This window comes from Paenibacillus algorifonticola, from assembly GCF_000971975.1.
In the GTDB taxonomy this organism is placed as follows: Bacteria; Bacillota; Bacilli; order Paenibacillales; family Paenibacillaceae; genus Pristimantibacillus; species Pristimantibacillus algorifonticola.
The window spans coordinates 23,165-45,432 of the sequence record NZ_KQ040782.1; the positions used below are offsets into that span (position 1 = coordinate 23,165).

19 protein-coding genes are annotated in these 22,268 nt (G+C 49.4%); 5 read left to right on the forward strand and 14 right to left on the reverse strand.

Going from position 1 to position 22,268, the window contains the following annotated elements; translation table 11 throughout:
* The first annotated feature begins 111 nt into the window (after positions 1 to 111).
* The gene (locus WH37_RS04275; protein WP_046229337.1) at positions 112 to 2,031 is read left to right on the forward strand and encodes a cache domain-containing sensor histidine kinase; all 1,920 of its coding nucleotides are present in this window, start codon (positions 112 to 114) and stop codon (positions 2,029 to 2,031) included.
* 24 nt (positions 2,032 to 2,055) lie between these two features.
* Positions 2,056 to 2,814, forward strand: a complete 759-nt coding sequence (locus WH37_RS04280; protein ID WP_046229338.1) for a response regulator transcription factor — start codon at positions 2,056 to 2,058, stop codon at positions 2,812 to 2,814.
* Between the two features lie 91 nt (positions 2,815 to 2,905).
* Here the strand turns inward: WH37_RS04280 and WH37_RS04285 are convergent, their stop codons facing one another.
* From WH37_RS04285 to WH37_RS35930, 4 genes are all read right to left on the reverse strand, one after another.
* Positions 2,906 to 3,661: a tRNA threonylcarbamoyladenosine dehydratase gene (locus tag WH37_RS04285; protein WP_046229339.1), complete on the reverse strand. Its 756-nt coding sequence runs from the start codon at positions 3,659 to 3,661 to the stop codon at positions 2,906 to 2,908.
* 79 nt (positions 3,662 to 3,740) lie between these two features.
* Positions 3,741 to 5,552 carry an aspartate--tRNA ligase gene (gene aspS, locus WH37_RS04290; protein WP_177217925.1) on the reverse strand — a complete coding sequence of 604 codons (1,812 nt, stop codon included), beginning with the start codon at positions 5,550 to 5,552 and terminating at the stop codon, positions 3,741 to 3,743.
* 93 nt (positions 5,553 to 5,645) lie between these two features.
* Complete coding sequence (gene hisS, locus WH37_RS04295; RefSeq protein WP_046229341.1) at positions 5,646 to 6,896, reverse strand: histidine--tRNA ligase; 1,251 nt, start codon at positions 6,894 to 6,896, stop codon at positions 5,646 to 5,648.
* An 840-nt stretch (positions 6,897 to 7,736) separates the two neighbouring features.
* Positions 7,737 to 7,910: a hypothetical protein gene (locus tag WH37_RS35930; protein ID WP_177217926.1), complete on the reverse strand. Its 174-nt coding sequence runs from the start codon at positions 7,908 to 7,910 to the stop codon at positions 7,737 to 7,739.
* A gap of 390 nt (positions 7,911 to 8,300) precedes the next feature.
* Between WH37_RS35930 and WH37_RS36980 the strand changes: the two genes are divergently transcribed.
* Both WH37_RS36980 and WH37_RS04300 read left to right on the forward strand, forming a co-directional pair.
* Positions 8,301 to 8,435 (forward strand): hypothetical protein, encoded by a 135-nt coding sequence (locus WH37_RS36980; RefSeq protein ID WP_269431269.1) that lies wholly within the window; start codon positions 8,301 to 8,303, stop codon positions 8,433 to 8,435.
* A 141-nt stretch (positions 8,436 to 8,576) separates the two neighbouring features.
* Positions 8,577 to 8,837: a hypothetical protein gene (locus tag WH37_RS04300; RefSeq protein ID WP_143088442.1), complete on the forward strand. Its 261-nt coding sequence runs from the start codon at positions 8,577 to 8,579 to the stop codon at positions 8,835 to 8,837.
* A gap of 129 nt (positions 8,838 to 8,966) precedes the next feature.
* Here WH37_RS04300 and WH37_RS04305 read toward each other — a convergent pair whose 3' ends face one another.
* From WH37_RS04305 to WH37_RS04345, 9 genes are all read right to left on the reverse strand, one after another.
* Positions 8,967 to 9,857, reverse strand: coding sequence for a DMT family transporter (locus WH37_RS04305; RefSeq protein WP_046229343.1), 891 nt, complete (start codon positions 9,855 to 9,857; stop codon positions 8,967 to 8,969).
* A gap of 358 nt (positions 9,858 to 10,215) precedes the next feature.
* Positions 10,216 to 10,662: a D-aminoacyl-tRNA deacylase gene (gene dtd, locus WH37_RS04310; RefSeq protein WP_046229344.1), complete on the reverse strand. Its 447-nt coding sequence runs from the start codon at positions 10,660 to 10,662 to the stop codon at positions 10,216 to 10,218.
* A gap of 392 nt (positions 10,663 to 11,054) precedes the next feature.
* A complete protein-coding gene (locus tag WH37_RS04315; protein WP_046229345.1) occupies positions 11,055 to 13,235 on the reverse strand; it encodes a RelA/SpoT family protein in 2,181 nt (726 codons plus the stop codon).
* A 282-nt stretch (positions 13,236 to 13,517) separates the two neighbouring features.
* The gene (locus WH37_RS04320; RefSeq protein WP_046229448.1) at positions 13,518 to 14,030 is read right to left on the reverse strand and encodes an adenine phosphoribosyltransferase; all 513 of its coding nucleotides are present in this window, start codon (positions 14,028 to 14,030) and stop codon (positions 13,518 to 13,520) included.
* Positions 14,031 to 14,085: 55 nt separating this feature from the next.
* On the reverse strand, positions 14,086 to 16,119 hold the full coding sequence (recJ, locus tag WH37_RS04325; protein WP_046229346.1) for a single-stranded-DNA-specific exonuclease RecJ: 2,034 nt from the start codon (positions 16,117 to 16,119) through the stop codon (positions 14,086 to 14,088).
* Positions 16,120 to 16,150: 31 nt separating this feature from the next.
* Positions 16,151 to 17,080 (reverse strand): cation diffusion facilitator family transporter, encoded by a 930-nt coding sequence (locus WH37_RS04330; RefSeq protein WP_046229347.1) that lies wholly within the window; start codon positions 17,078 to 17,080, stop codon positions 16,151 to 16,153.
* A gap of 20 nt (positions 17,081 to 17,100) precedes the next feature.
* Positions 17,101 to 18,021 carry a protein translocase subunit SecF gene (gene secF, locus WH37_RS34420; protein WP_074904695.1) on the reverse strand — a complete coding sequence of 307 codons (921 nt, stop codon included), beginning with the start codon at positions 18,019 to 18,021 and terminating at the stop codon, positions 17,101 to 17,103.
* Positions 18,011 to 19,243 (reverse strand): protein translocase subunit SecD, encoded by a 1,233-nt coding sequence (gene secD / locus WH37_RS34425; RefSeq protein ID WP_046229348.1) that lies wholly within the window; start codon positions 19,241 to 19,243, stop codon positions 18,011 to 18,013. The genes secF and secD overlap by 11 nt, the downstream gene beginning before the upstream one ends.
* 82 nt (positions 19,244 to 19,325) lie before the next feature.
* Entirely contained in the window at positions 19,326 to 19,565 is a 240-nt protein-coding gene (locus WH37_RS04345; RefSeq protein WP_046229349.1) for a post-transcriptional regulator, read from the reverse strand.
* Positions 19,566 to 19,724: 159 nt separating this feature from the next.
* Here WH37_RS04345 and spoVB point away from each other — a divergent pair, with 159 nt between their 5' ends.
* The gene (gene spoVB / locus WH37_RS04350; protein ID WP_046229350.1) at positions 19,725 to 21,290 is read left to right on the forward strand and encodes a stage V sporulation protein B; all 1,566 of its coding nucleotides are present in this window, start codon (positions 19,725 to 19,727) and stop codon (positions 21,288 to 21,290) included.
* A 70-nt stretch (positions 21,291 to 21,360) separates the two neighbouring features.
* Here the strand turns inward: spoVB and WH37_RS04355 are convergent, their stop codons facing one another.
* Positions 21,361 to 22,125, reverse strand: a complete 765-nt coding sequence (locus tag WH37_RS04355; RefSeq protein ID WP_046229450.1) for a YetF domain-containing protein — start codon at positions 22,123 to 22,125, stop codon at positions 21,361 to 21,363.
* Positions 22,126 to 22,268 lie beyond the last annotated feature (143 nt).

Genomic DNA, 22,268 nt, shown 5'->3' on the forward strand with positions numbered 1-22,268 from the left:
TTTACCACTCGTCAAATGATTATTAAGCGCTTACAAAAAGTCTTTGACAAAATGCACGCCTAGCAGCAGAATAAAAGCAACAACGGTGCGCGTGAACTGCTGGAGGTAGCGATGCTTACTAAATTCAAAACGATTCAAGCCGTTCTCTTCTCCACTTACTCTCTTATTATTTTCATCGTGTTTACCGTACTAGTCGTATGGCTTTGCCTTTGGTCCTCTGACCTGCTCAAGCAAAATGCAACAGATTCGCTAGCCAGCATGGGCCGCTCGATGCAAGAGCATATCGATTCGGAAATTCAAAAAATGAATGATGTTTCGCTCAATGTCATGTACTCTAATTTGGTCAAAAATCATTTCAAACGTTACACCTCGGAGCTGCCCGATCAAACTCAGACGGGAGATGATAGCGATAGTGAAAGCAATAAACAAAATATAGGCCTTTCGGGCAGCATCGGCAATGGCTCGGTTCAGAGCGTTCCGGAAGCCCACTCGGTTGAAAATGCCAAAGCGCTGGCTGAAATTTTGACCGCGGCTATTGGCCCTTCGCGCCCGGTGGAGCAGCTGTATTTGTATGATTTTAAAAACAAAATGTATGGCAATGGCTTTGACAATGGCGAGCGCACTTACGATCCAGCGTCCAAGCCTTGGTTTAAAGCGGTATTAGCGATGCAAAATGGCAAAATCATTTCGCTGCCCGTTCCCGACGAGGAAATGTCCCGTTATATTTCATCTAGTGACATGCAATATTCGGTGTCGTTGTTCCGCCAGTTTTATGACAATTATAATGATCCGACAGGCATTGTTGAAGTGAAGCAATATTACAATCGAATTTTCAGCAGCATGCTTGCTTTTACGGGTGATAATCCTTATGGTGCACAGGTGCTCGTATACAATGACAATGGCGATATGATTTATCCCCTGCAGGCGGATAAGCAGCACTATGCGGCTTACGCCAGCTTGACGGCTGGCCAAAGCCTGCCGCAGACGCAAGGCAAGGGCAGCTATTTGTCCTTCGTTAATCCAAATACGCGGGCAAAGGAGCTATTGTCGCTGCACCGCTCCGAGCTGACTGGCTGGAATACGCTCATTATCGTGTCCGAGAGCAAGCTGCTCGCACCTGTATTCGCCTTCGCCAAGCAGACTGTCCTTGTCGCCTTTTTCATTTTGTTGTTTGCGATCATGCTTTCCTATGCAGCATCCAAACGGATTACGTATCCCATTTTGAAAATCCACCGTTCCATCCGCAGCATGCGGCTGGAGGATCTCGGAACTGGCAGAGTGGCTGCCCAGACCCTCGGCAGCGGGCTCAATGAGCTGGATCAGCTGCACGTCTCCTTTGTTCGCATGAGCTCGCGGCTGAAGGAATCGATGGACGATTTGCTGCTGTCCCAGTCGCAGGAAATGCAGGCGAAGCTGGTTGCGCTGCAATCCCAGATGAACCCGCATTTCCTGTATAACACACTCGCTACCATTCATGCGATGGCCGAAGAAAATATGAATGAGCAAATTGTTGCGATGACTGAAAATATGTCCGACTTCCTGCGATATTTCTCCACGGACGCAGCCATTGTGAGCTTGCAGGATGAGCTGCTGCATACAGGTAAGTTTCTGGATATTAACCAGATTCGCTTCGGTCAGAAGCTCCATTATGAAATGGAGGTGGACGAGCGCATGCTGGAGCTGCGCATCCCCAAGCTGGTCGTGCAGCCGCTTGTGGAAAATGCGCTGAAGTTCGGGACGCAGCACGAGCCGCCATGGCATATTCACCTATCCGGCAAAATAGAAGGAGGCGAGTGGCGGCTGGAGGTGGCGGATAACGGCCCCGGCTTTTCCGAGGAAAGCCTGGCGCATTTATTTGCGCGCATTCGCGAGGTTGATGCGACGCATGTCGTTCCCGTGCTCAAGCTAGGCGGCATGGGGCTGCTGAACATTTATATTCGGATGAAGCTCACATACGGAGATGCAGCCGTATTTCAGATTCACAATCGTCCCGAAGGAGGGGCAGCTATTATGATCGGCGGCAAACTATAGCCAGGCAAAAGGAGGCATTCGCTTATGGCCCAAGCAAACGTCATTAAAGTCGTTATTGCCGAAGACGAGGACATCATCCGAGGTACGCTGGTGCGCAAGCTCGAAGGTCTGGATCAGGCCATTCAAATTGTCGGCTCCGCCCAGGATGGCAAAGAAGCGCTCGAGCTTGTGAACCGGGAGCAGCCGGATTTGCTCATTACCGATATTCGGATGCCCGTCATGGATGGCATTGAGCTCATCCAGTCCATCCACCGCTATTATCCGCGCATGCGCAAAATCATAACAAGCGGCTTTGCCGACTTTGAATATGCACGGCAGGCGATTCAATTCAATGTCATTGAATATTTGCTGAAGCCGATTGCAACCACTGAGCTTGCGCGGGTATACAATCGCGTAAAGACGCTAATCGAGGCGGAACGGACTGATTTTAAAACCCAGATGAAAAGCCTTCAGCCAAGCGGAGCAGATACGGAGGAATTGGTGCAAATGGTACAAGGCTTCATGCGCGAGCATTACAGCGAGGATCTCAGCCTGGAGCAAATTGCCCGCAGCTTCAATTTTACCGCCTCCTACTTGAGCAAAATTTTTATTAAGCATACGGAGGAGCCCCCTTCCCGCTACTTAATGTCGCTGCGTATCAACGAAGCGAAATATTTGCTTCGCAATCATTCTCATCTCTCCGTCAAGGAGGTTGGTGAGCAGGTCGGCTACAGCGACCAATTTTATTTCAGCCGCATCTTCAAGCAAATGACGGGCTTTACGCCAAAGGAGTTTCAGAAATAAGCATGCGCGTCCAAGAAAAAAACCAGAGCCGATGATATGCCTATGCACATCAGCTCTGGTTTATTGTCTTTGGCTTGTAAGCCAAGATTATTTATACCGTAATATCTGCCTTCGCCAGCAGATCCTGCACGACGACGCTGACCATAATCAGCCCCGCTACTGGAGGAACAAATGCGTTGCTCGCTGGCGGCTGCTGTGCTTTGCGGATTTCCGGCACGTTCTCGGGCACGATGCGCTGCGTCACATCTTGACGCGGCTTCTTCGGCGTCTCCGAGGAAAACACGACCTTCACGCCTTTATTAATGCCTTCCTTGCGCAGCTTCTGGCGCACGACGCGGGCAATGGGATCGGTGTGGGTTTTGGAAATATCCACCACTTCAAATTTCGTTGGGTCCATTTTGTTAGCGGCGCCCATGCTCGAAATAATCGGAATTTTGCGCTCCAGACACTGCTTGATCAAATGGATTTTGTACGAAATCGTATCTGAAGCATCGATCACATAATCAATCGGGTATTCAAAAAACTTCTCATACGTCTCTTCCGTATAAAACATACGAAGCGATACCGCATCGCACTCCGGGTTAATGAGCTTAATGCGGTCGCGCATCAAGTCTGCCTTCGGCTCGCCAACGGTCGTCGTAAGCGCATGGATTTGGCGATTGACGTTCGTAATATCAACAACGTCTTTATCGACCAAAATAATACGGCCAATACCCGTACGGGCCAGCGCCTCAGCAGCAATGCCGCCTACGCCGCCGATACCGAGCACCGCTACCGTACTTCCTTTCATCAGCTCAAGGCCTTCCGGCCCAATCGCCAGCTCCGTGCGTGAAAATTGGTGCAGCATCTAAAATCGCCGTCCCTTCCGTTATCTATTCCATGCATCAAGATGATGGGAAGGCGGGCTGTTACACCCGCCCACTCCATTAAGCTTGAGGTGCTTCTGGTGCTGCTCCCACTGGCGCAGGCTGTTTCGCAGGCTTAGGCACTGTGCGGATATGAAGCTGCTCTAATTGCGACAGCTCGACCTCGGACGGCGCATTGCACAGCAGGTCGGTTGCGTTCGCTGTTTTCGGGAATGCAATCGTTTCACGCAGGTTCGTGCGGCCCGCCAGCAGCATAATGAGACGGTCGAAGCCGAAGGCGATTCCGCCATGTGGAGGCGTACCGAATTCAAAAGCATCGAGCAGGTATCCGAAGTTCTGTTGTGCTGTTTCTGAGGACAAACCGAGCGCATTGAACATTTTCTCCTGTACTTCACGCTTGTAAATACGCATCGAGCCGCCGCCTACTTCATAGCCGTTCAGGACGATATCATAAGCTTGTGCCCGGATTTTGCCTGGATCTGTATCAAACAGGTGCAGATCATCCTCATGTGGACGTGTGAACGGATGATGCTCGGCAACATAACGCTGCGCATCCTCATCCCAGCCCAGCAGCGGGAAGTCTACGACCCATACAAACTTAAATTTAGTGTCGTCGATCAGGCCAAGCTCGCGGCCCACTTTCAGGCGCAGGTTGCCCATTACATCTACAACGACTTTTTTCTTGTCAGCAGAGAATGTGAGCAAGTCGCCATCTTCTACTTGCAAACGCTCAGTCAATGCCGCTATTTCCTCCGGTTTGAGGAACTTCACGATTGGGCCGCGCCATTCGCCATCCTTCACCGTAATCCAAGCCAAGCCTTTACCGCCATAGCGAGCAGCGAACGGCTGCAGATCATCAAGCTCTTTACGGCTCCAGCCGCCACAGCCTTTAGCGTTGAACGCCTTCACGACGCCGCCGGATGCTGCTACACTTGCGAATACCTTCACTTCGCTTGTCGCTACAATATCGGTAATATCCTGAATTTCCATGCCGAAGCGCAGGTCTGGCTTATCGGAGCCATATTTGTTGATTGCATCTTCATACGTAATGCGCTGGAACGGAAGCGCAAGCTCCACGCCTACCGTCTCACGGAACAATTTCGCAGCAAGCTGCTCCATCATGTTCAGCAATTGATCCTGCGACAGGAAGGATGTTTCGATATCGACTTGCGTGAACTCAGGCTGACGGTCTGCACGAAGATCCTCATCGCGGAAGCAGCGAGCGATTTGATAATAACGCTCAATGCCGCCGACCATTAGCAATTGCTTGAAAATTTGCGGCGATTGCGGCAGGGCAAAAAATTCGCCTTCATGCACGCGGCTCGGCACCAAATAATCGCGGGCGCCTTCCGGTGAGCTTTTTGTCAAAATTGGCGTTTCTACGTCAATAAAGCCTTCTCCGTCGAGGAAGTCGCGGAAAATTTTCGCTGCTTTCGAACGGAGCAGCAATGTTTTTTGCATTTCCGGACGGCGCAAATCGAGGTAGCGGTATTTCAAACGCAGCGACTCGTCAACTTCGACACCGTCTTCGATTGGGAATGGCGGTGTTTTTGCCGCGTTCATAATTTCGATTTTTTCAACGCGCACTTCTATTTCGCCTGTTTCCAGGTTCGCGTTAACGGTCTCGGGATCACGCTCAACGACTGTGCCTTGAACAGCAAGTACGAACTCGTTGCGGGCACGGTCAGCGATCGCCAGCGCATCGCCGGAAAAATCTGGGTTAAATACCGTTTGAACGATACCTGTACGGTCGCGAAGATCAATAAACAATACGCCGCCTAGGTCACGACGACGCTGTACCCAGCCGTTCAAAATGACCGTTTGTCCAATATCGCTTTTTGTTAATTTTCCGCATGGATGTGTTTTCAACATAATGGATGTGCTCCTTTTATTTAAAAAATTTAGTGAACTAAGGAGCTGCGAGGAAATTAGTACCCGGTGCGGTACTTTATTTCGTCGCAGTCTCTAAGCTTGAATCGCTGCTGCCAGCTCGCGGATGGCTACGGTGCGCTGCTCGCCGCTTTCCATATTTTTCAGGGCAATTTCGCCGCGCTCCAGCTCGTCATCGCCGAGAATGGCGGTAAAACGTGCTTTGAAGCGATCCGCTGACTTCATCTGCGCCTTCATCTTGCGGTCCGTGTAGTCACGGTCAGCGCGCAAGCCTGCTGCACGCAGCTCATGTACGATCTTAGTCGCCTCACGCTCTGCTGCCTCGCCAAGGCTGATGACGTAAACGTCGACCTGGCTCGCTTCCTTGATGCCTTCCGTCTTCTGATGCTCAAGCAGCAAAATCGTCCGCTCCAGACCGAGGCCAAGACCAACGCCCGGCTGATCCGGGCCGCCAATTTCAGCAACGAGCCCATTGTAGCGGCCGCCGCCGCCAATCGTATCGATGGCACCGATGCCTTCCGCTTTATATTCAAAAGCGGTATGCGTGTAATAATCCAGTCCGCGCACCAGCTTCGAATTCACTTCGAACGGAATATTCATGGCCGTCAAGTAAGCTTTAACCTTTTCAAAATGCGTTGTGCATTCTTCATCCAGACTGTCCAAAATCGACGGAGCGCCTTCAAAATGCTTCTGGTCGACTTTGCAGTCCAGCACGCGAAGCGGGTTGCGGTCCATACGCGACTGGCAATCTTTGCACAGCAGCTCCCGCTTCGGTTCAAGGAAAGCAAGCAGGCGCTCGCGGAAGGCAAGCCTTACTTCCGGCGTTCCGACGGAATTGATTTCGACGCGTACCCCTTTAAGGCCAACCTCGGTATAAAACGTATAGCCCAAAGCGATAACCTCGGCATCAAGCGCCGGATTCACCGAGCCCATCGCCTCAACGCCGAACTGGTGAAACTGGCGGTAACGCCCCGCTTGCTGGCGCTCATAGCGGAACATAGGGCCGATGTAATACAGTTTCGTCAGATCAGGCTCGCCATACAGTTTATTTTCAACGAACGCCCGAACGACACCGGCTGTGCCCTCTGGACGCAGCGTTACGCTGCGATTGCCGCGATCCGTGAACGTATACATCTCTTTCTCCACAACGTCCGTTGTTTCGCCTACACCGCGCTGAAACAGCTCGGTCGCTTCGAAGATTGGCGTGCGAATTTCGCGAAAATTAAAGCGGCGGCATATTTCGCGCGCCTTCTGCTCGACGAACTGCCAGCTGTCGATTGAGCCCGGCAGCATGTCCTGCGTTCCCGGTAATTTTTGAAATGCCATGTCATTTTCCTCCTGACCTGCTGCTTAAAAACATAAAAACAAGCAAAACAGCACTCGCCGTGTGATGACGGCAGGGCTCATTTTGCGGTGAAATATAAGCCAGTGGTAAGTATGTAACTTATTAAAGCCTTATATTTAAAGCAAAAAAACTCCCGCCCCTGAACAGCAAATATTGCTGTCAGGGACGAGAGTATAGCTCCCGTGGTACCACCCACATTCCGAGGCAGCTGCCGGAAGGCAGAAGCTCGCTTGAAGACGGTTAACGCCCGTCACCCGCATACGGCTACTGAAACAATCGCTTGCCAAGGGCTAGGCCCAAGCTAGCTGACGTTCACCGTCTGTTCTCCGGAAAGTCTGTTCATCCCGCCATTATAAGAATGCTTGCAGCCTAAGGCATTCCTCTCTGCATATATGCGCATGGATTACTTTGTTCCATCATGAAATCATTATAGTGAATGGTGCTGATGCTTCATTTTACTTGGCGCTGATCAGAAAGTCAAGATGCGATTCGCCTTGTCAGCTGCCTCGTTGCCCCTTGCCTCCCTATGGTCGCCAGAAGACAGAAAAAAACCTGCAATCACATTGCAGGTCCAAAAGTAAATTATATTTTAAAAAAGGGGGTCGAAGTTTATTATAAGCTTGCGATGTTAAAATAGCGTTATCGTTTGATTACAGAAACATTACAGTTTAGAAAGCGTTTTATTTTGTGCTATTTCGACCTTTCCCCTGCTTTTGCGCCAGCATGTGCGGACAAGCTTTCAGCTTATGGCTTCTAGCGCTGAATTGTCCCTGCTTCCATCTCCTTGCTGCGCGGACTTCCTACTTCCACTGTGCTCCTTACTACGCGTCCTTTAAGTTGCTTCGCTTGCCAGCAGCAGACGGAAAGCCTGCCCATTCCTCTGCCGCTTCCATGTCTTCCTCCAGCTGTGACAGCCTGATGGCTTCATGCCGATCGGCATGAAGCAGCTTGCGGCTAATCCGCTCCAGCCCTTGCTCCTTGCGGGATTGATGCATGCATTCATTCGCCTCCGGTACAAAATAAACAGGCACCCAGCCGCGGCCAATCGCTGCCGAAAGCTCTAAGCGCGCCCATTCTCTCCCCTATTGTATCCAGAAGGCATCCGCACTAATCTTCATTATTAGTACTATTGCTTCCCCTGTTCCTCACCTTGCTTTCCGCTCCATTCCTTGTTGTCCATGCTGCTGCGAAAATACACCTTGAACTTTTCACATCTCATTTTTTTGAATTTAAATCCAAAAAATGAAACATATTCTGTTTTTTGATCGTCATAATGCTACGACCTATCCGTATGTAACCGTGTCCTTAAAGTGCTCAGACTTTTAAAGAAAATGCTATGAAGTTGAGTTATTTATAATAAAAATCAAAAAAGGGAGAATTAGAATATGAGAAAAAAATCTTTACTGAACGGCACAGCCTTAATACTATTGGTTCTCAACGAGAAGTTTATTGAGAATTGGGACATGGGGGAAAACCATCTTAGCGAAGTCTCTTCGTTTGCAGTGGATGAATCTTTGTAAGGTGATGTTGAAGGGACGATTAATGTATCCATTCCCCATACCCTTCTATTAAAACATATGGTAGACGACGTCGAATATGAAGCGTCGCTCAATTCGCCCAACTACAGCAAACCCTATTTTGATAAAACGTATGTACTGTTTTTGAAAAAAGCACAGACGAAGGATGTATTCGGCCCCTCTTCAGTACCTTTTCAAGTAGAAGTGGATTCTACTGGTAACGCTGCATTGAAAGTAAATACAGAAAACAAGGAGCTGGCTTTAACTACTGAAGATAACGATACGATCCACTTTCAGACTGAACAGATCGAATTAGCTCCAATTGATAAGATAAACGATTTAACTAAAGAGGAATTATTTGGTGAAATTAAAAGGCAAGTCGCCGCGAATGTGGAAAACAAGTAAGGGTTGAGGTCATCATGAAAGCCTTGCTTACTCGTATTAACGAGTGAGCAAGGCTGATTTTAGTTTGTATAGGTATACAAAAAGGAACATTTTTGCAACGATCCCTATTGACTTCAATAAAATGAGAGGTTATTCATTTTTAGTTCTATAAGGATATTTTATTTTTATGCTTACTTCACTAATAAATGTTGATCCCAGTAGCAGGATAGCGCCGAATATTTGAAATAACGTCATACTTTCGCCTATCACAAGTGCTGAAATCAATAATGATGCTAGGGGATCTACATAACTTAATATAGCGATGCTTTGACCACTTAGCCCTTTCATTCCGGAAAAGAATAAGTAGAACCCCACACCTGCATGCAGGATACCCAGTATCAAAATAAGGATAACGGTATGGCCTGATAACTGATATAATCCTGATTTCTCTTGAGTAATAAAAAGGGAAGGAATCAACAATATCGATGATAATAATAGTTGTGTAATCGTGATTTCCATTCCATTCAGATTCCTAATAAATTTGTTGGCCAAAGTCAGGATGGCATAAAAAGTTGCCGCTATAAGTCCATATACGATACCCATTAAATGATTGCCGTCTGCACCGTTTCTCGCGCTCTGTAAAATTAAAATCAACCCGAAAAGGGCAGCAAAGGCACATAAACATTTTTTTAGAGAGAGCTTTTCTTTAAGCACAATAGGTGACATCGCTATTACCAAAACAGGAGCGAAATAGTAACTTAAAGCGGCATTAGCGATTGTTGTTTCCTTATAAGACTGAAAGAGAAAGACCCAATTTCCGCTCAAGGCGATGCTTGCAAGTAATAATACAAGAGTATTCTTTTTTATGTTAGGCCAAGATACTTTATTCTTGGTTATGGTGGAGATTCCTAACCATAACAATCCGCCAATCAGACTCATGAATAATGCTATTTCAATTGAACTCAAATCGATATACTTTGCAAAAACGCCAACTGCACCGAAAATCACCATAGACAAAACAAAATATATTTTTTCTTTCAATTTTTTTCCCGCTTTCTACTAATATGATGGTAAGACCGACAAGATATAGTCTGCCCTTGCATACAGTAGAATCTATGGAAAAGTACGATCAAACTTCATGTCGATACCTCGACAGTAGATTCTACTGTTGTGGTTCTACTGGAGGGGCAATAAAATTATACATTTTTATCCTCCTTCACCAGTGGATTCATTTTATGAATTCTGGCATGTTTTTTTTCATTATAACATACGAACTTTAACTTGGTTACGCTAAAAAGTACCACATATCGACTCCCCGTTTGCTTAATGAATGAATCAGCTAATGGTTTTTTTAGTCCGAAATGATATACCTTTACGAATGCAAGCCTTGCCTCCCGCTCTAATCCTTACTGTCCAAAATCAATGTGACAGGGCCCCAATTGACGAGCGACACGTCCATCATAGCGCCAAAACGCCCCGTCTCCACTTGCAGTCCATGCTGCTGACGAAGATACGCATTGAACTGCTCATATAGCGGCTCTGCCTGCTCTGGGCGCGCAGCAGCCATAAAGTTCGGCCGCCTTCCCTTACGGCTGTCACCATACAATGTGAATTGCGATACGGACAAAATCGCGCCTCCCGTATCGACGATGGACAAATTCATTTTGCCGTCCTCATCCTCAAAAATACGCAGGCCCGCAACTTTATCGGCCATCCATTTGATATCTGCTTCTGTATCCTCATGGGTAATGCCAACGAGCAGCACATATCCGAAGTTGATCGCCCCTGTTACTTCCCCTTCGACGGTCACGCTCGCCTGCTTGCTTCTCTGAATGACAACCTTCATACTTTCCCATCCTCCCTCAAAAAAGAAGAAGGCGGCTACGTACGCCGCCATCCCTATGCTCATGCTTCATACTTATTTAAGAAGCGAGCGTATTAAATGTTTACCAGTTTAACTGCACCATAATTGTTTAATCAGGTGTAGTCATGGTTTTTTATCTTTAGCTGCTGCCTACGGGTAATAGCTAATCTTGCTTTTAAAACCTTTTCAGGGAAAAGGAGGGGGAGAGCGGAGTGAAAGGTTTGGGATAGAGGAGCGCAGCGTTCGCTTTTGCTCCTGAATTTCTACCGTGCAGCGGTAAATTCGATGAAATTCAGGAGCAATAGCGACCGAAACCCAAACCTTTCACGCAGCGTCCCCCCGACCTTCCCCACACTCAGGCTTTTAACGCAAACTCAGCTATTCATAATCCTCTGGACGGAATAAATATCCTGAACCCGCTTAATCTTCTCCACGACAGAAGAGAGATGCTCAATGTTCTTGATCAGCACGGTCATATGAATCATGACCATTTTATTTTTCACGGAACGTCCGGTCACTGCTGATATATTCGTCTTGCTGCCGGATACGGCCTGCAGCACTTCATTGAGCAGACCGTTGCGGTCATGGCCGGTAATTTCAATATCGACGCTGTAATTGGCCTCGACAGATTCTTCCCACTCTACCTCAATGACGCGATCAGCTTCCTCTCCGTCCATGCCGAACGGAATGTTCTGGCAATCCATACGATGCACCGAGACGCCGCGGCCACGCGTAATATAGCCAATGATGGCGTCGCCAGGCACCGGGTTGCAGCAGCGGGCGAAGCGAACGAGCAAATTATCGATGCCTCGTACCGTAACGCCATGGTTTTGCCGAATTTTGCGACTGCCACCCGATTTGGCATCTTTATCTGTACCGATTTCAATTGTGTTGTTCTTCTCAGCTTCCTTACGCAGCTTCTCCGTTAGACGGGTGCAAATCTGCGCAGCGGTAACGCCGCCAAAGTTAACGCCCGACAGCATGTCCTCCACATCGTTAAACGAGAACTTCGACGCAACCTCCTGCAGCTTGTCCTCAGTCAGCCAAGCCGAAGGCTCTAGTCCAAGGCGCTTGAGCTCGCGCTCGACAGCCTCGCGGCCCTTCGCCACATTTTCCTCGCGCTGCTCCTTCTTGAACCACTGCCTGATTTTGCTGCGGGCATGCGACGATTGTGCGATTTTCACCCAATCCTGGCTCGGTCCATACGAATGCTTGGAGGTGAGAATTTCAATAATATCACCGGTTTTGAGCTTATGGTCCAGCGGCACAATACGGCCGTTCACCTTGGCGCCAATCGTGCGGTTGCCGACCTCGGTGTGAATGCGGTAAGCAAAATCCAGCGGCACAGAGCCGGCCGGCAGCTCAATCACTTCACCGCTCGGCGTAAATACAAATACGAGATCGGAGAAGAAATCCATTTTCAGCGATTCCATAAACTCCGATGCGTCGCGAGCGTCATTTTGCAGCTCCAATATTTCGCGGAACCAAGACATTTTATCTTCAAAATTGCGGTTTGGCACGACCGTGCCTTCCTTGTACGCCCAATGCGCCGCAATCCCATATTCTGATGTACGATGCATATCCCATGTCCGAATTTGCACTTCGGTCGGCTCGCCATTCGGCCCTACAACCGTCGTATGCAGCGACTGGTACATATTCGCCTTCGGCATCGCGATATAATCTTTGAACCGCCCTGGCATCGGCTTCCACAGCGTGTGGATAATGCCTAAAGTCGCATAACAATCTTTAATGTTTTCGACAATAATCCGAATCGCCATGAGATCATAAATCTCATTAAACTGCTTGTTGCGGTCGGTCATCTTTTTGTAAATGCTGTACAAATGCTTCGGGCGACCGGAAATATCGCCTTCAATGCCCATCTCACCAAGCTTCTCTTCAATGCGGTCAATAACGTCGGCAATAAACTGCTCGCGCTCCGCCCGTTTTTTCTTCATCAAGTTGGCGATGCGATAATATTGCTGCGGATTCAAATACCGAAGCGCAATATCCTCCATCTCCCACTTAATCGCGGAAATACCGAGCCGATGCGCAATGGGGCAAAAAATTTCCAGCGTCTCATACGCAATGCGCCGCTGCGCCTCCTCCGACTGGAATTTCAGCGTCCGCATATTGTGCAGGCGATCGGCGAGCTTAATCAAAATAACGCGAATATCCTGCGCCATCGCTACAAACATTTTTCGATAATTTTCGTTTTGCTGCTCTTCCTTGGAACGAAAACGGATTTTCTCCAGCTTCGTCAGTCCGTCAACCAGCATCGCGCAGGTTTCGCCGAATTTCGCCCGTACCGTCTCCAAATCGACTGTCGTATCCTCAACCACATCATGCAGTAAAGCTGTAATAATGGACAGCACATCCATCTGCATATCCACCAATATATCTGCTACGGCAATCGGATGTAAAATGTAAGGTTCGCCTGATTTCCGCACTTGTCCATGATGAGCCTGATCTGCAAAATGATAGGCTTCCCTTATGCGTAATAAGTCCTGTTCCTTCATATAGGCCGATGCCTTTTCAATTAACTGCTCTATGCCCATGAACATCCCTTTCCGAAATGAGCCCTGCGGGACTCCCCTTCGCGCATTTTCCGAGTTTTCTAATATTATGCCTGTAAGCATAGCATGACGTCAACTACGCTGTCGATTGAAGTGTCGATTTAAGTCATGGAAATTTAAATTTCCCATCCGGTATAGCGGACTTTATATTGCGAAAGCCAACCAGCAGCAGCTGGTTGGCTTAAACGTTCAAACGATTTTATTTCATCCCCGTTTATGAAGGGATAACTAGAAGTGTGGTGATTAAGGTGGCAGAATGAAAAATTAGTAAGTAACGAGAGAAACGACGTCAATATCGCCAAGCTTCTCGCGGCCTGTCAAATACGAGAGCTCAATGAGAAAAGCCGAACCGACAATTTCCCCGCCAAGCTGACGGATCAAATTAATGGAAGTCGCGATTGTGCCGCCTGTTGCAAGCAGGTCATCGGCAATCAGTACGCGCTGTCCTGGCTGGATGGAGTCCTTGTGCATAGCAAGCACATCTTTTCCATACTCTAGGTCATAGCTTGCTTCAATCGTTTCGCCTGGCAGCTTGCCGCTTTTGCGAATTGGCGCAAAGCCTACTCCTAATGCTAGTGCAAGCGGAGCGCCAATAACAAAGCCGCGCGCTTCCGGTCCTGCAACGACATCGATTTTCAAATGCTCAACCGCTTTGCGCATTTCTTCAATGGCAGCACGGTAAGCCGGGCCGTCCTTCAGCAAAGTAGTAATATCCTTGAATCGAATGCCTGGCTGTGGGAAATCGGGAATGACCCGAATGTAATCTTTAAAATTAATTTGTGACTCGCTCATGTAATATTCGTCCCTTCTGTCTATCGCCATTGCGGTGCTGTCAAACCAATATTGTAGCTGCAAAGAGCGGAGATTGCAATTGTTCTGCTTTACTTTTTGCCTCCTGATAGGAAGGCGCTGTGCTTAACTCCCGCTTCTCCGGCGCTTCAGCGACGATCGCAAAACCATCCTCAATGCGGATAAACGCTAGCTCGGTAAACACGCGCAGCATAACCTCCGTCATTTCCTGCGGCCAGCCGCTCATCTCCGCCAGACGCTTCGCAAGCCCTTCAAGCGGTGCCCGCTTCATTCTCCGCAGCAGTTGATAAACTTGACCGAAATGCTCACGCTCAGGAAACCTTGCATACGCGCCTCCGCTGAACAGGTCATGAATGTGCAGCTGCGGCTTGCGCTGGCCGTTCCATTCATTAATCGACAGCTCGCCTACCAAATCGACAGGGCTGCTCGCAAGCAGCCGGTCAGCAATAGCTCCCATGCTGAAGCCTACCGCTTCCAGCACAGCTTGCCCACTCTTCACCGTCAGCTTGAGATGCTTCGCTTCCTTGCCCATCGTTCGCTTGTCCGCAAGCGCCGCGCCCTGGAAGAGCAAGCGCGGTGACGGATTGCCCGCCCCGAACGGCTCCAGCTGCGCAAGCTCATTGATCGTTTGCAAATTAGCTTCTTCAACCTTGCACTCTAGATCAATGCCTGTTTTCGGAATCCAGTCCTGCTCGCTGAGCCATTCCAAAGCAAGCTTCCCAAGCTGGCGTTCAAAATCAGCCAGCTGGTCACGATGCAGGCTCATGCCTGCCGCTGCCTGATGGCCGCCGTAATGGTCCAGCAGCTCATCGCAGGCGGTAAGTGCTGCATGCAGGTCGTAGCCGTCAATGGAGCGCGCAGATCCCTTACACATGCCGCTCTCTCCATCGATACCTAGAATGATCACTGGCTTGTAATGGCGTTCCAGCAGCTTGGAGGCCACAATGCCGATAACGCCAACATTCCAGCCTTCCCCCGCCAGCACAATAACTGCCGGCTCTGCCTCGCCCGCTTCCGCAGCCTGCACTTGCTTCTGCGCCCACTGCTCCTCCGCCTCTTTGACGATGCCTTCCACGATGCGCTGCCGCTCGCGGTTCAGCATATCAAGCGAAGTCGCCGCCAATATAGCCTCATCGTAGTTGTCGCTTATGAGCAGCTCAACGGCGCGCCTCGCATGATCAAGCCTGCCAGCCGCATTAATACGCGGCGCCATGCCGAAAGCGACGGTCGTAGAAGTAACCGACGGCAGCTCAATGCCCGTCGACTCGGCAAGCGCAAGAAATCCGGTATTCGTCGTCTGACGAAGCCGTTCCAGCCCGCTTTTGACCAAAATCCGATTTTCGCCAGTTAATGGCATCAAATCCGCAATCGTTCCCAGACATACAATGTCCGTCAGCTCCATAGGCGGACGTTCCAGCAGCGCTTGTGCTAGCTTGAATGCGACGCCCACTCCTGCCAGCCCTTCGAAAGGATAAGTGCAATCATGCCGCTTTGGGTTAACAACGGCGCAGGCATCCGGAATACGTGCTGGCGGTTCATGATGGTCGGTGACAACGACATCAAGCCCAAGCTCCTTGGCGTATGCAATTTCATCGTAGGCGCTAATACCCGTATCGACCGTCACGATTAAGCCAACGCCCTCAGCGGCCGCCTTTTCTAGCGCTGCCTTGTTTAATCCATAGCCTTCAAGTGCCCGATGGGGAATATAATAATCAAAATGAAGCCCGAGCTCGCGAAACACATGTACGAGCAATGAGGTGCTGGATACGCCATCGGCATCATAATCGCCATAAATTCGCACTTTTTCGCCAGCTGAGGCCGCCTCCCGAATACGGGTGACAGCCTCCCTCATATCTTTCAGCAAATACGGGTCATGCAAATGCTCAGAGCCGCCTCTTAAAAACTGCTCCGCCTGTGCGACCTCTCTGTAGCCGCGCTGCACCAAAAGCTTGGCGGCAAGTGGCGACAGGCGAAGAGCTGTCGAAAGCTCTATAGCTGCCGCGTTTGCCTGCTCGTCCCAAGGTGCTAGATTCCAACGTGTTTTTGCTTGAATCACGCCGACTTCAACTCCTTTCTGCCGCGCTGCGCTATTGCAGCAGCGTAGGCATATGTTCCTGATTCGGATCGTGATTGGATTTATAAGGATAACCTGGATCATAAGGCTCAACATGAATCGTTGCGTCCGTTAAATGGGTAAAGCGTGTCAGCAGCAGACGTTTCACCCTTTTCGCCACTTCATGGCCCTCAAGCACAGTCACGCGCGGATTAACGCTAATGACCGCCTCTGCAACGACGTAATGGCCCTGCTCGCGAGCATGCAGCGACTGTACCGTGACGACGCCTTCCACCCGTTGAACGAGCTGCATGAGCTCCTCGGTATTTTCGTTATATACTTCTGCTGAGGCTTCCTCCTTGCGGGGGGAGGGCACAATAATGCGATAGCCGCCGTTAATAACGATAACCGAAATGACGATAGCTGCTGCCGAATCAAAATAATAAAGCACCGGAAGCGAAATCAGCTTGCCCAGCCACGCGGCTCCTGCACCAATGAACACAGCCAGTGTCGCATACAAGCTGCTGCCATGCTCCCTCTGCTTCCAGATGAGCTCCTTTACGAGCAGACCACCAACAAGCACAGCAAGTGCGCTCCAATGAGGCGGCTTGCTAATGCCCTCAGCAATGTCCCGAACAGCCGAAATGCCAATCTCCAGACCAATAAGGAGCAAAGCCGCCGATAAAACGACATTCATGACGGTTTCTGTCTTCCGTGTTTCCTTGTGCTTTATGGCAGCAGCGCTGCCGTAAGGTGCTTCGCCGCCACTGCCACTGCGCTGCGAAACGACCTTTTCCGCGAAAATAGCCGCCGCCTCAGCAGCAGATCGGCAACCATCTGCAAGCAATGCTTTGCTGCCGGACAGCCAGCCAGCTGCCCCTTTCAACAACGCCAACGCCGCATTACCCCAAATTCCTGACCAGCTGGCCGGCTCTGCTTTTGTATATCGTTGGTTCATTGTCATGACTGCCTCCTCCTACGCTGTTAGACCGCAGTCTTGGCAGGCTGCTTTGCTTTAGGCTTTTGCTTGCTTTTAAGAAGAAGCCAGAGCGGGCTCGCGATACAGATCGACGAGTATGCGCCGCTTGTCAGACCGATAATTTTTGCCAAGGCGAACAGCTTGATCGACTCGCTTCCGAAAAGGAACAAACAAACCGCGATAACGAGAACGGCTAGCACCGTATAAATGTTCCGCGCCATCGTCTGCCAAAGGCTCTGATTGACCATGTCCGCGAGCTGATCACGCGTTTTCAGCTTGCCAAACCGAAGATTTTCACGAATCCGGTCGAAAATAACGATTTTATCATTAATCGAATAACCGATTGTCGTCAAAACAGCCGCAATAAATGGCAGATCGACTTCCAGACGGAAAATCGAAAACACAGCGACTACGACAAAAGCATCATACAAAATCGCAATGTTCGCCGCTAAGGCAAAACGCCATTCAAAACGGATCATGACATAAATCATAATCGCAATACTTGCAATAATAACGGCATAAATCGTCTTGAAGCCAAGCTCACGCGCCATATCCGGGGATACTACGTTAACCTCTGCCGATACTTGATCGCCAAATTTTGCTTTAAACGCATTTTGAATTTCCGTGACCTTCGTTTGCTCCAATACTTCTTCAAAACGAGCTGAAACGCGATCACCGTTCGTGCCGCCAACAGTCGGTGTAACGTTCGTAACGCCAGCTGTTGCCAAAACTTCCTTCGCTTCCGCTTGGGTCAAAGCTTTGCCGACTGCGATATCCATATTCGTACCCGCTTTAAAATCGACGCCATAGTTCAAGTTGAATAAGAACAGCGAGATAACCCCTAAAACCGTCAAAATAATAGAAGCCATGAAAAACTTTTTGCTATGCTTGATAAAGTCAAAATGCACTGTTGTTTTAAAGTTCACGGATGTCCGCCTCCTTCACGCCGAAATAGCTAGGTTTAGTAAACAGGTTGCTGCGAATCAGCAAATGTATCAGTAGGCGTGAGAAGAAAATGTTTGTAACGATACTGACCAAAATACTCAAAATCATCGTCAGTGCAAAGCCTCTGATCGCACCGTTTCCGATGTAATAAAGCACGCCGCAGGAAATCATGTTCGTAATGTTCGCATCCATAATCGTACGGAACGAGTTTTTGGAGCCTGCTTTAAGGGAGGAAAGCAAGCTTTTGCCGCTGCGGATTTCCTCTTTGATCCGTTCGTACATAATGATATTCGCGTCGACCGCCATCCCGATCCCGAGTACAAATGCGGCAATACCCGGCAGCGTTAACGTGACATTCAGCATCTCGAATACGAGTACCAGCATCCATGTAAATGTAATGACCGTAATACCCGCTACAACGCCCGGTATACGGAACAAAATAATCAGAAACACCAAAATAATCGCCGAGCCGATAACGCCGGCGCGAACGGTATCTTCAAGCGACTGCTGTCCAAGCTTTGCGCCAACGCTTTGCGTGTATTTCTCGGTCAGCTTAAGCGGCAATGCGCCCAAATTAATCGTATCTTTCAAATCATTCGCTTCATCAAGCGTGAAATTGCCGCTAATTTGCGCGCTTCCGCCGCTGATTGGCTGGTTGACGTTCGGATTCGACAGCATTTCATCGTCGAGATAAATCGCAAGCGTCTTGCCCGTCAGTCTTGTCGTAACATCCTCAAACTTCTTTGCATCTTTCAGCTTAATCGAAACGACCGGATTGTTCAGTGAATCATATTCGACCGTAGCTGCATTTTGCACAAAATCATCACCTTGAAGCTCAACCGTGCCATCTGGTGCTCTAAAGGTCAGATTAACCGGCTTCTTGATAATGTTTCTTACCTCATCCTCATTCGTAACGCCTGCAAGCTTGACGCGAATGCGGTTTGTTCCTTCTGTCGTTATCTCCGGCTCGGAAATACCCAGCTTGTCCGCCCGAGCCTCGAGGCTTTTCGCCGTATCCTTCAGCAAAGTAGGCGTTACTTTATCGCCAGCTGCAAGCGGTTCTGCTTCATAAAGCACCTCGAATCCGCCCTTCAAATCAAGGCCCAGCCGAATGCCGTTTACCAGCGATGGGCTCGTCCAAGCGATCACGCCAAACATGATGACAACGATCCCAAGGAAGGCAAATAATCTTTTCCCGTTCATATTTCCTAAGTCCCCCTTATGATCTCAATATTCCTATTATACTTGCGAGCAATTTTTGAGTCAAAAAAAAGAAACCCTTCCCTTAGAAATGGGTTCCCCGGTAGGCGCTAATCGTCAAAAAGTTCATAAAGCTCGTCACCTTCAGTGATAAAATGTCGTTGACCAGCTTGTGCAGCTCCGGCTGCCCGCTCTTTTTATATCCAGCGCTTACGCATGCCCAAATGTCTTTCCCATTCGCATGTTCATAGCCAATAAGCTGAAACTCCTCTGCCTTGCTGTTGCACAGCTGCTCAATTACCTGAACCAGGTCCTGTTCCTCCATAGCCGCGCCTCCCGTGCTTTTTTGCCTTGACTGCTACTATTCGCTGTCCATAGCACATATTCCTGCACCCGGGCGATGTTCATTATCCAATCATGATTCGGACATGCCGTGCATAACTATGATACTGCAACAATATGGCTAATGGAATGAGGGGCGAGTATGACCAAGCAAACGTTTATAAAAGGGGCCATGATTTTACTTGCGGCGGGCGTCATCAATCGAATTCTCGGTTTCGTCCCGCGCATCGCGCTGCCGCGCATTATAGGCGCCGAAGGCGTGGGGCTGTATCAGCTGAGCTATCCTTTTTTGGCCGTCATGCTGACAATTATTACCAGCGGCATTCCGCTCGCCGTTGCCAAATGGATTGCCGAAGCCCAGTCAAACGGAGATGAGGAACGGGTCCGCCATATTTTTCGCAGTGCGATGCTGCTTACGATCTTTCTTGCCATCACGCTGACCAGTCTGCTGCTTCTATTCTCGCCTTGGATTACCGCGCATTTGCTGCCGGACAAGCGTGTACAGCGCACGTTTATGTTCATGACTCCGATGCTTCTGATCGTCGGGATTTCATCTGTATTTCGCGGCTACTTCCAGGGCAAGCAAAACATGATTCCATCCGCCGCTTCCCAAATCGTGGAGACGGTGCTGCGGATTATTTTCTCACTTGGCTTCGCGATGCTTCTCCTGCCCAAAGGTCTTGAATGGGCAGCGGCTGGCGCAATGCTTGGCGTCGTAGTGGGAGAAATCGGCGGTCTGGCCGTACTGCTATGGAAATATGCGAGGGAAAAAAGAACGCCCCCGCAGCTGCCTGAGGCAAGCAAGCCATCCACAGCAGTGGATAAGGCTCCTATTATGGGCAAGCTGCTTAGCTTGTCGATACCGGTTACAGCCAGTCGCCTTGTCGGCTCGCTCTCCTATTTGCTGGAATCCATTTTCACCGCTCGCAGTCTGGCTACGGCAGGCATTGCTACAGGCATTGCCACGGCGCAATACGGGGCGCTGCAAGGAATGGTCATACCGCTCATCCTGCTGCCAACCGCTTTGACCTACTCCCTCGCCTCCTCGCTGATTCCGTCGCTTGCTGAAGCGGCGTCACGCGGCGATATGGCTACGATTCATAAGCGTTTGCACCAATCGATGAGGCTGGCGCTTGTCGCCGGAGCACCTTTCGTCGTCATTCTTGGCCTATTCGCCGAGCCAATCTGCCGAATGCTGTACAACCACAGCGAAATTGCTCCGATGCTGCAGCTGCTTGCTCCTGTCGGCCTGTTTATTTATTTGCAGGCTCCATTGCAAGCGACTCTTCAGGCGCTGGATAAACCGGGTAAAGCGCTTATGAACACGTTAATAGGGGCTGCTATTAAGCTGGTCTTAATTATTTATCTCGCCTCCAAGCCCGAATTCGGCATCTATGGCGCTTTGATTGCAATTAATTTGAATATCGTGCTCGTCACTGCGCTGCATGGCATTAGCGTTCTAAAGCTGATCGGCTTCCGCATGAAGCTGCGCGATTTTATGAAGGTCCTCTCTGCTATGGTGGTGATGGGGGCAGCAGCACGCTTCGTCATGAACCATGAGCCGCTCGCTGCGGAATGGGTAAATTTGCTTGTTGCCTGTGCATGCGGTGCCATCGTATATTTTGCACTAATGGTCTGGACGAACATTATTGACCGTCACGACCTGACCCGCTTGCCCAAAATCGGCCATTGGTTTTCACGGACCTAGAGGCTGGTGAGATAAGACTTGCTTCATGAAAAAAAGGCCGCGAGCAGTTTGGGACATTATGGCTCCCAAACTACTTTCGCGGCTTTTTCGTTTTATCCAAAAACAGTTTGCCTTTATGGTCTATTGTGCACAGGAACACTTCCTTGAAGTCGGTCACACCTTCGTCCTGCAGCACATTTTTCAACCAAAAACGGGTTTTCTCCAGCTTCTCCAAATTTTCATCCTGTACTTTGCCATCCATAATGAGCGGAATGGGCAAAATCTCAAAACGATATTTTGGCGGAATGAATTTAGCATTCTGCTTCGTGCCAAGCTTGCTCGCCAACGCCGGATTTTGCTCAGTCTTAATGCCTTCTTCCGCCTGTTGTTGTTGCTCGGTTCCGCCGCTGCTCAGCTGATGCTCAGTGTTCAAACGCTTCTCCGTCATCTCTGCCGGGGACCCTTCGGTATTTTTAGGAATAATCGACAGCTTGCCGCTCGTCTCCAAAATCGCAAACTCCACATCCGAGATCGCTGTAATTTCATTTTCTCTAAGCTGGAGCATAAAATCATCCAGATTATAGCGCTGCTTGCGCATCACATCGCGATTCAGCTTGCCCTTCGCCATAATGATGCTTGGCTTTCCGTCAAACAAGAGCCGCAGCTTGCGATTTTTCAGCGCCACAAAAGCCATTCCCACCTGCACCAGCATTAAAATAATCATCGGCACAATGCCTTCCCACATCGTTCGCTCCAAATCCTCTATAACGATCACGGCTATTTCGGCAATCATAACCGAGATAACCAGGTCAAAAACCGACAGCTTGCCGATTTCCCGTTTCCCCATAAACCGCATAATGAGAAATACGATGAAATAAATCAATATGGTACGCAGCACAAGGGTCAGAAATTCCAAGTGTTCCCGCCTCCTCTGTCGCTCGCGCCTGCTGCATTTTGGCCTGAGCGGTCTGTACACGTATTCTAACCTGCCGCCATGTC

Excerpts from the sequence above, each read along its gene's own strand:
- WH37_RS04330 (WP_046229347.1), bottom strand. The coding sequence starts at position 17,080 with ATGACAATGAACCAACGATATACAAAAGCAGAGCCGGCCAGCTGGTCA.
- WH37_RS36980 (WP_269431269.1), top strand. The coding sequence starts at position 8,301 with ATGAGAAAAAAATCTTTACTGAACGGCACAGCCTTAATACTATTGGTT.
- dtd (WP_046229344.1), bottom strand. The coding sequence starts at position 10,662 with ATGAAGGTTGTCATTCAGAGAAGCAAGCAGGCGAGCGTGACCGTCGAA.
- WH37_RS04345 (WP_046229349.1), bottom strand. The coding sequence starts at position 19,565 with ATGGAGGAACAGGACCTGGTTCAGGTAATTGAGCAGCTGTGCAACAGC.
- WH37_RS04275 (WP_046229337.1), top strand. The coding sequence starts at position 112 with ATGCTTACTAAATTCAAAACGATTCAAGCCGTTCTCTTCTCCACTTAC.
- WH37_RS04315 (WP_046229345.1), bottom strand. The coding sequence starts at position 13,235 with ATGGGCATAGAGCAGTTAATTGAAAAGGCATCGGCCTATATGAAGGAA.
- WH37_RS04285 (WP_046229339.1), bottom strand. The coding sequence starts at position 3,661 with ATGCTGCACCAATTTTCACGCACGGAGCTGGCGATTGGGCCGGAAGGC.
- aspS (WP_177217925.1), bottom strand. The coding sequence starts at position 5,552 with ATGTTGAAAACACATCCATGCGGAAAATTAACAAAAAGCGATATTGGA.
- hisS (WP_046229341.1), bottom strand. The coding sequence starts at position 6,896 with ATGGCATTTCAAAAATTACCGGGAACGCAGGACATGCTGCCGGGCTCA.
- secD (WP_046229348.1), bottom strand. The coding sequence starts at position 19,243 with ATGAACGGGAAAAGATTATTTGCCTTCCTTGGGATCGTTGTCATCATG.
- WH37_RS35930 (WP_177217926.1), bottom strand. The coding sequence starts at position 7,910 with ATGCATCAATCCCGCAAGGAGCAAGGGCTGGAGCGGATTAGCCGCAAG.
- WH37_RS04280 (WP_046229338.1), top strand. The coding sequence starts at position 2,056 with ATGGCCCAAGCAAACGTCATTAAAGTCGTTATTGCCGAAGACGAGGAC.
- spoVB (WP_046229350.1), top strand. The coding sequence starts at position 19,725 with ATGACCAAGCAAACGTTTATAAAAGGGGCCATGATTTTACTTGCGGCG.
- WH37_RS04355 (WP_046229450.1), bottom strand. The coding sequence starts at position 22,125 with ATGCGGTTTATGGGGAAACGGGAAATCGGCAAGCTGTCGGTTTTTGAC.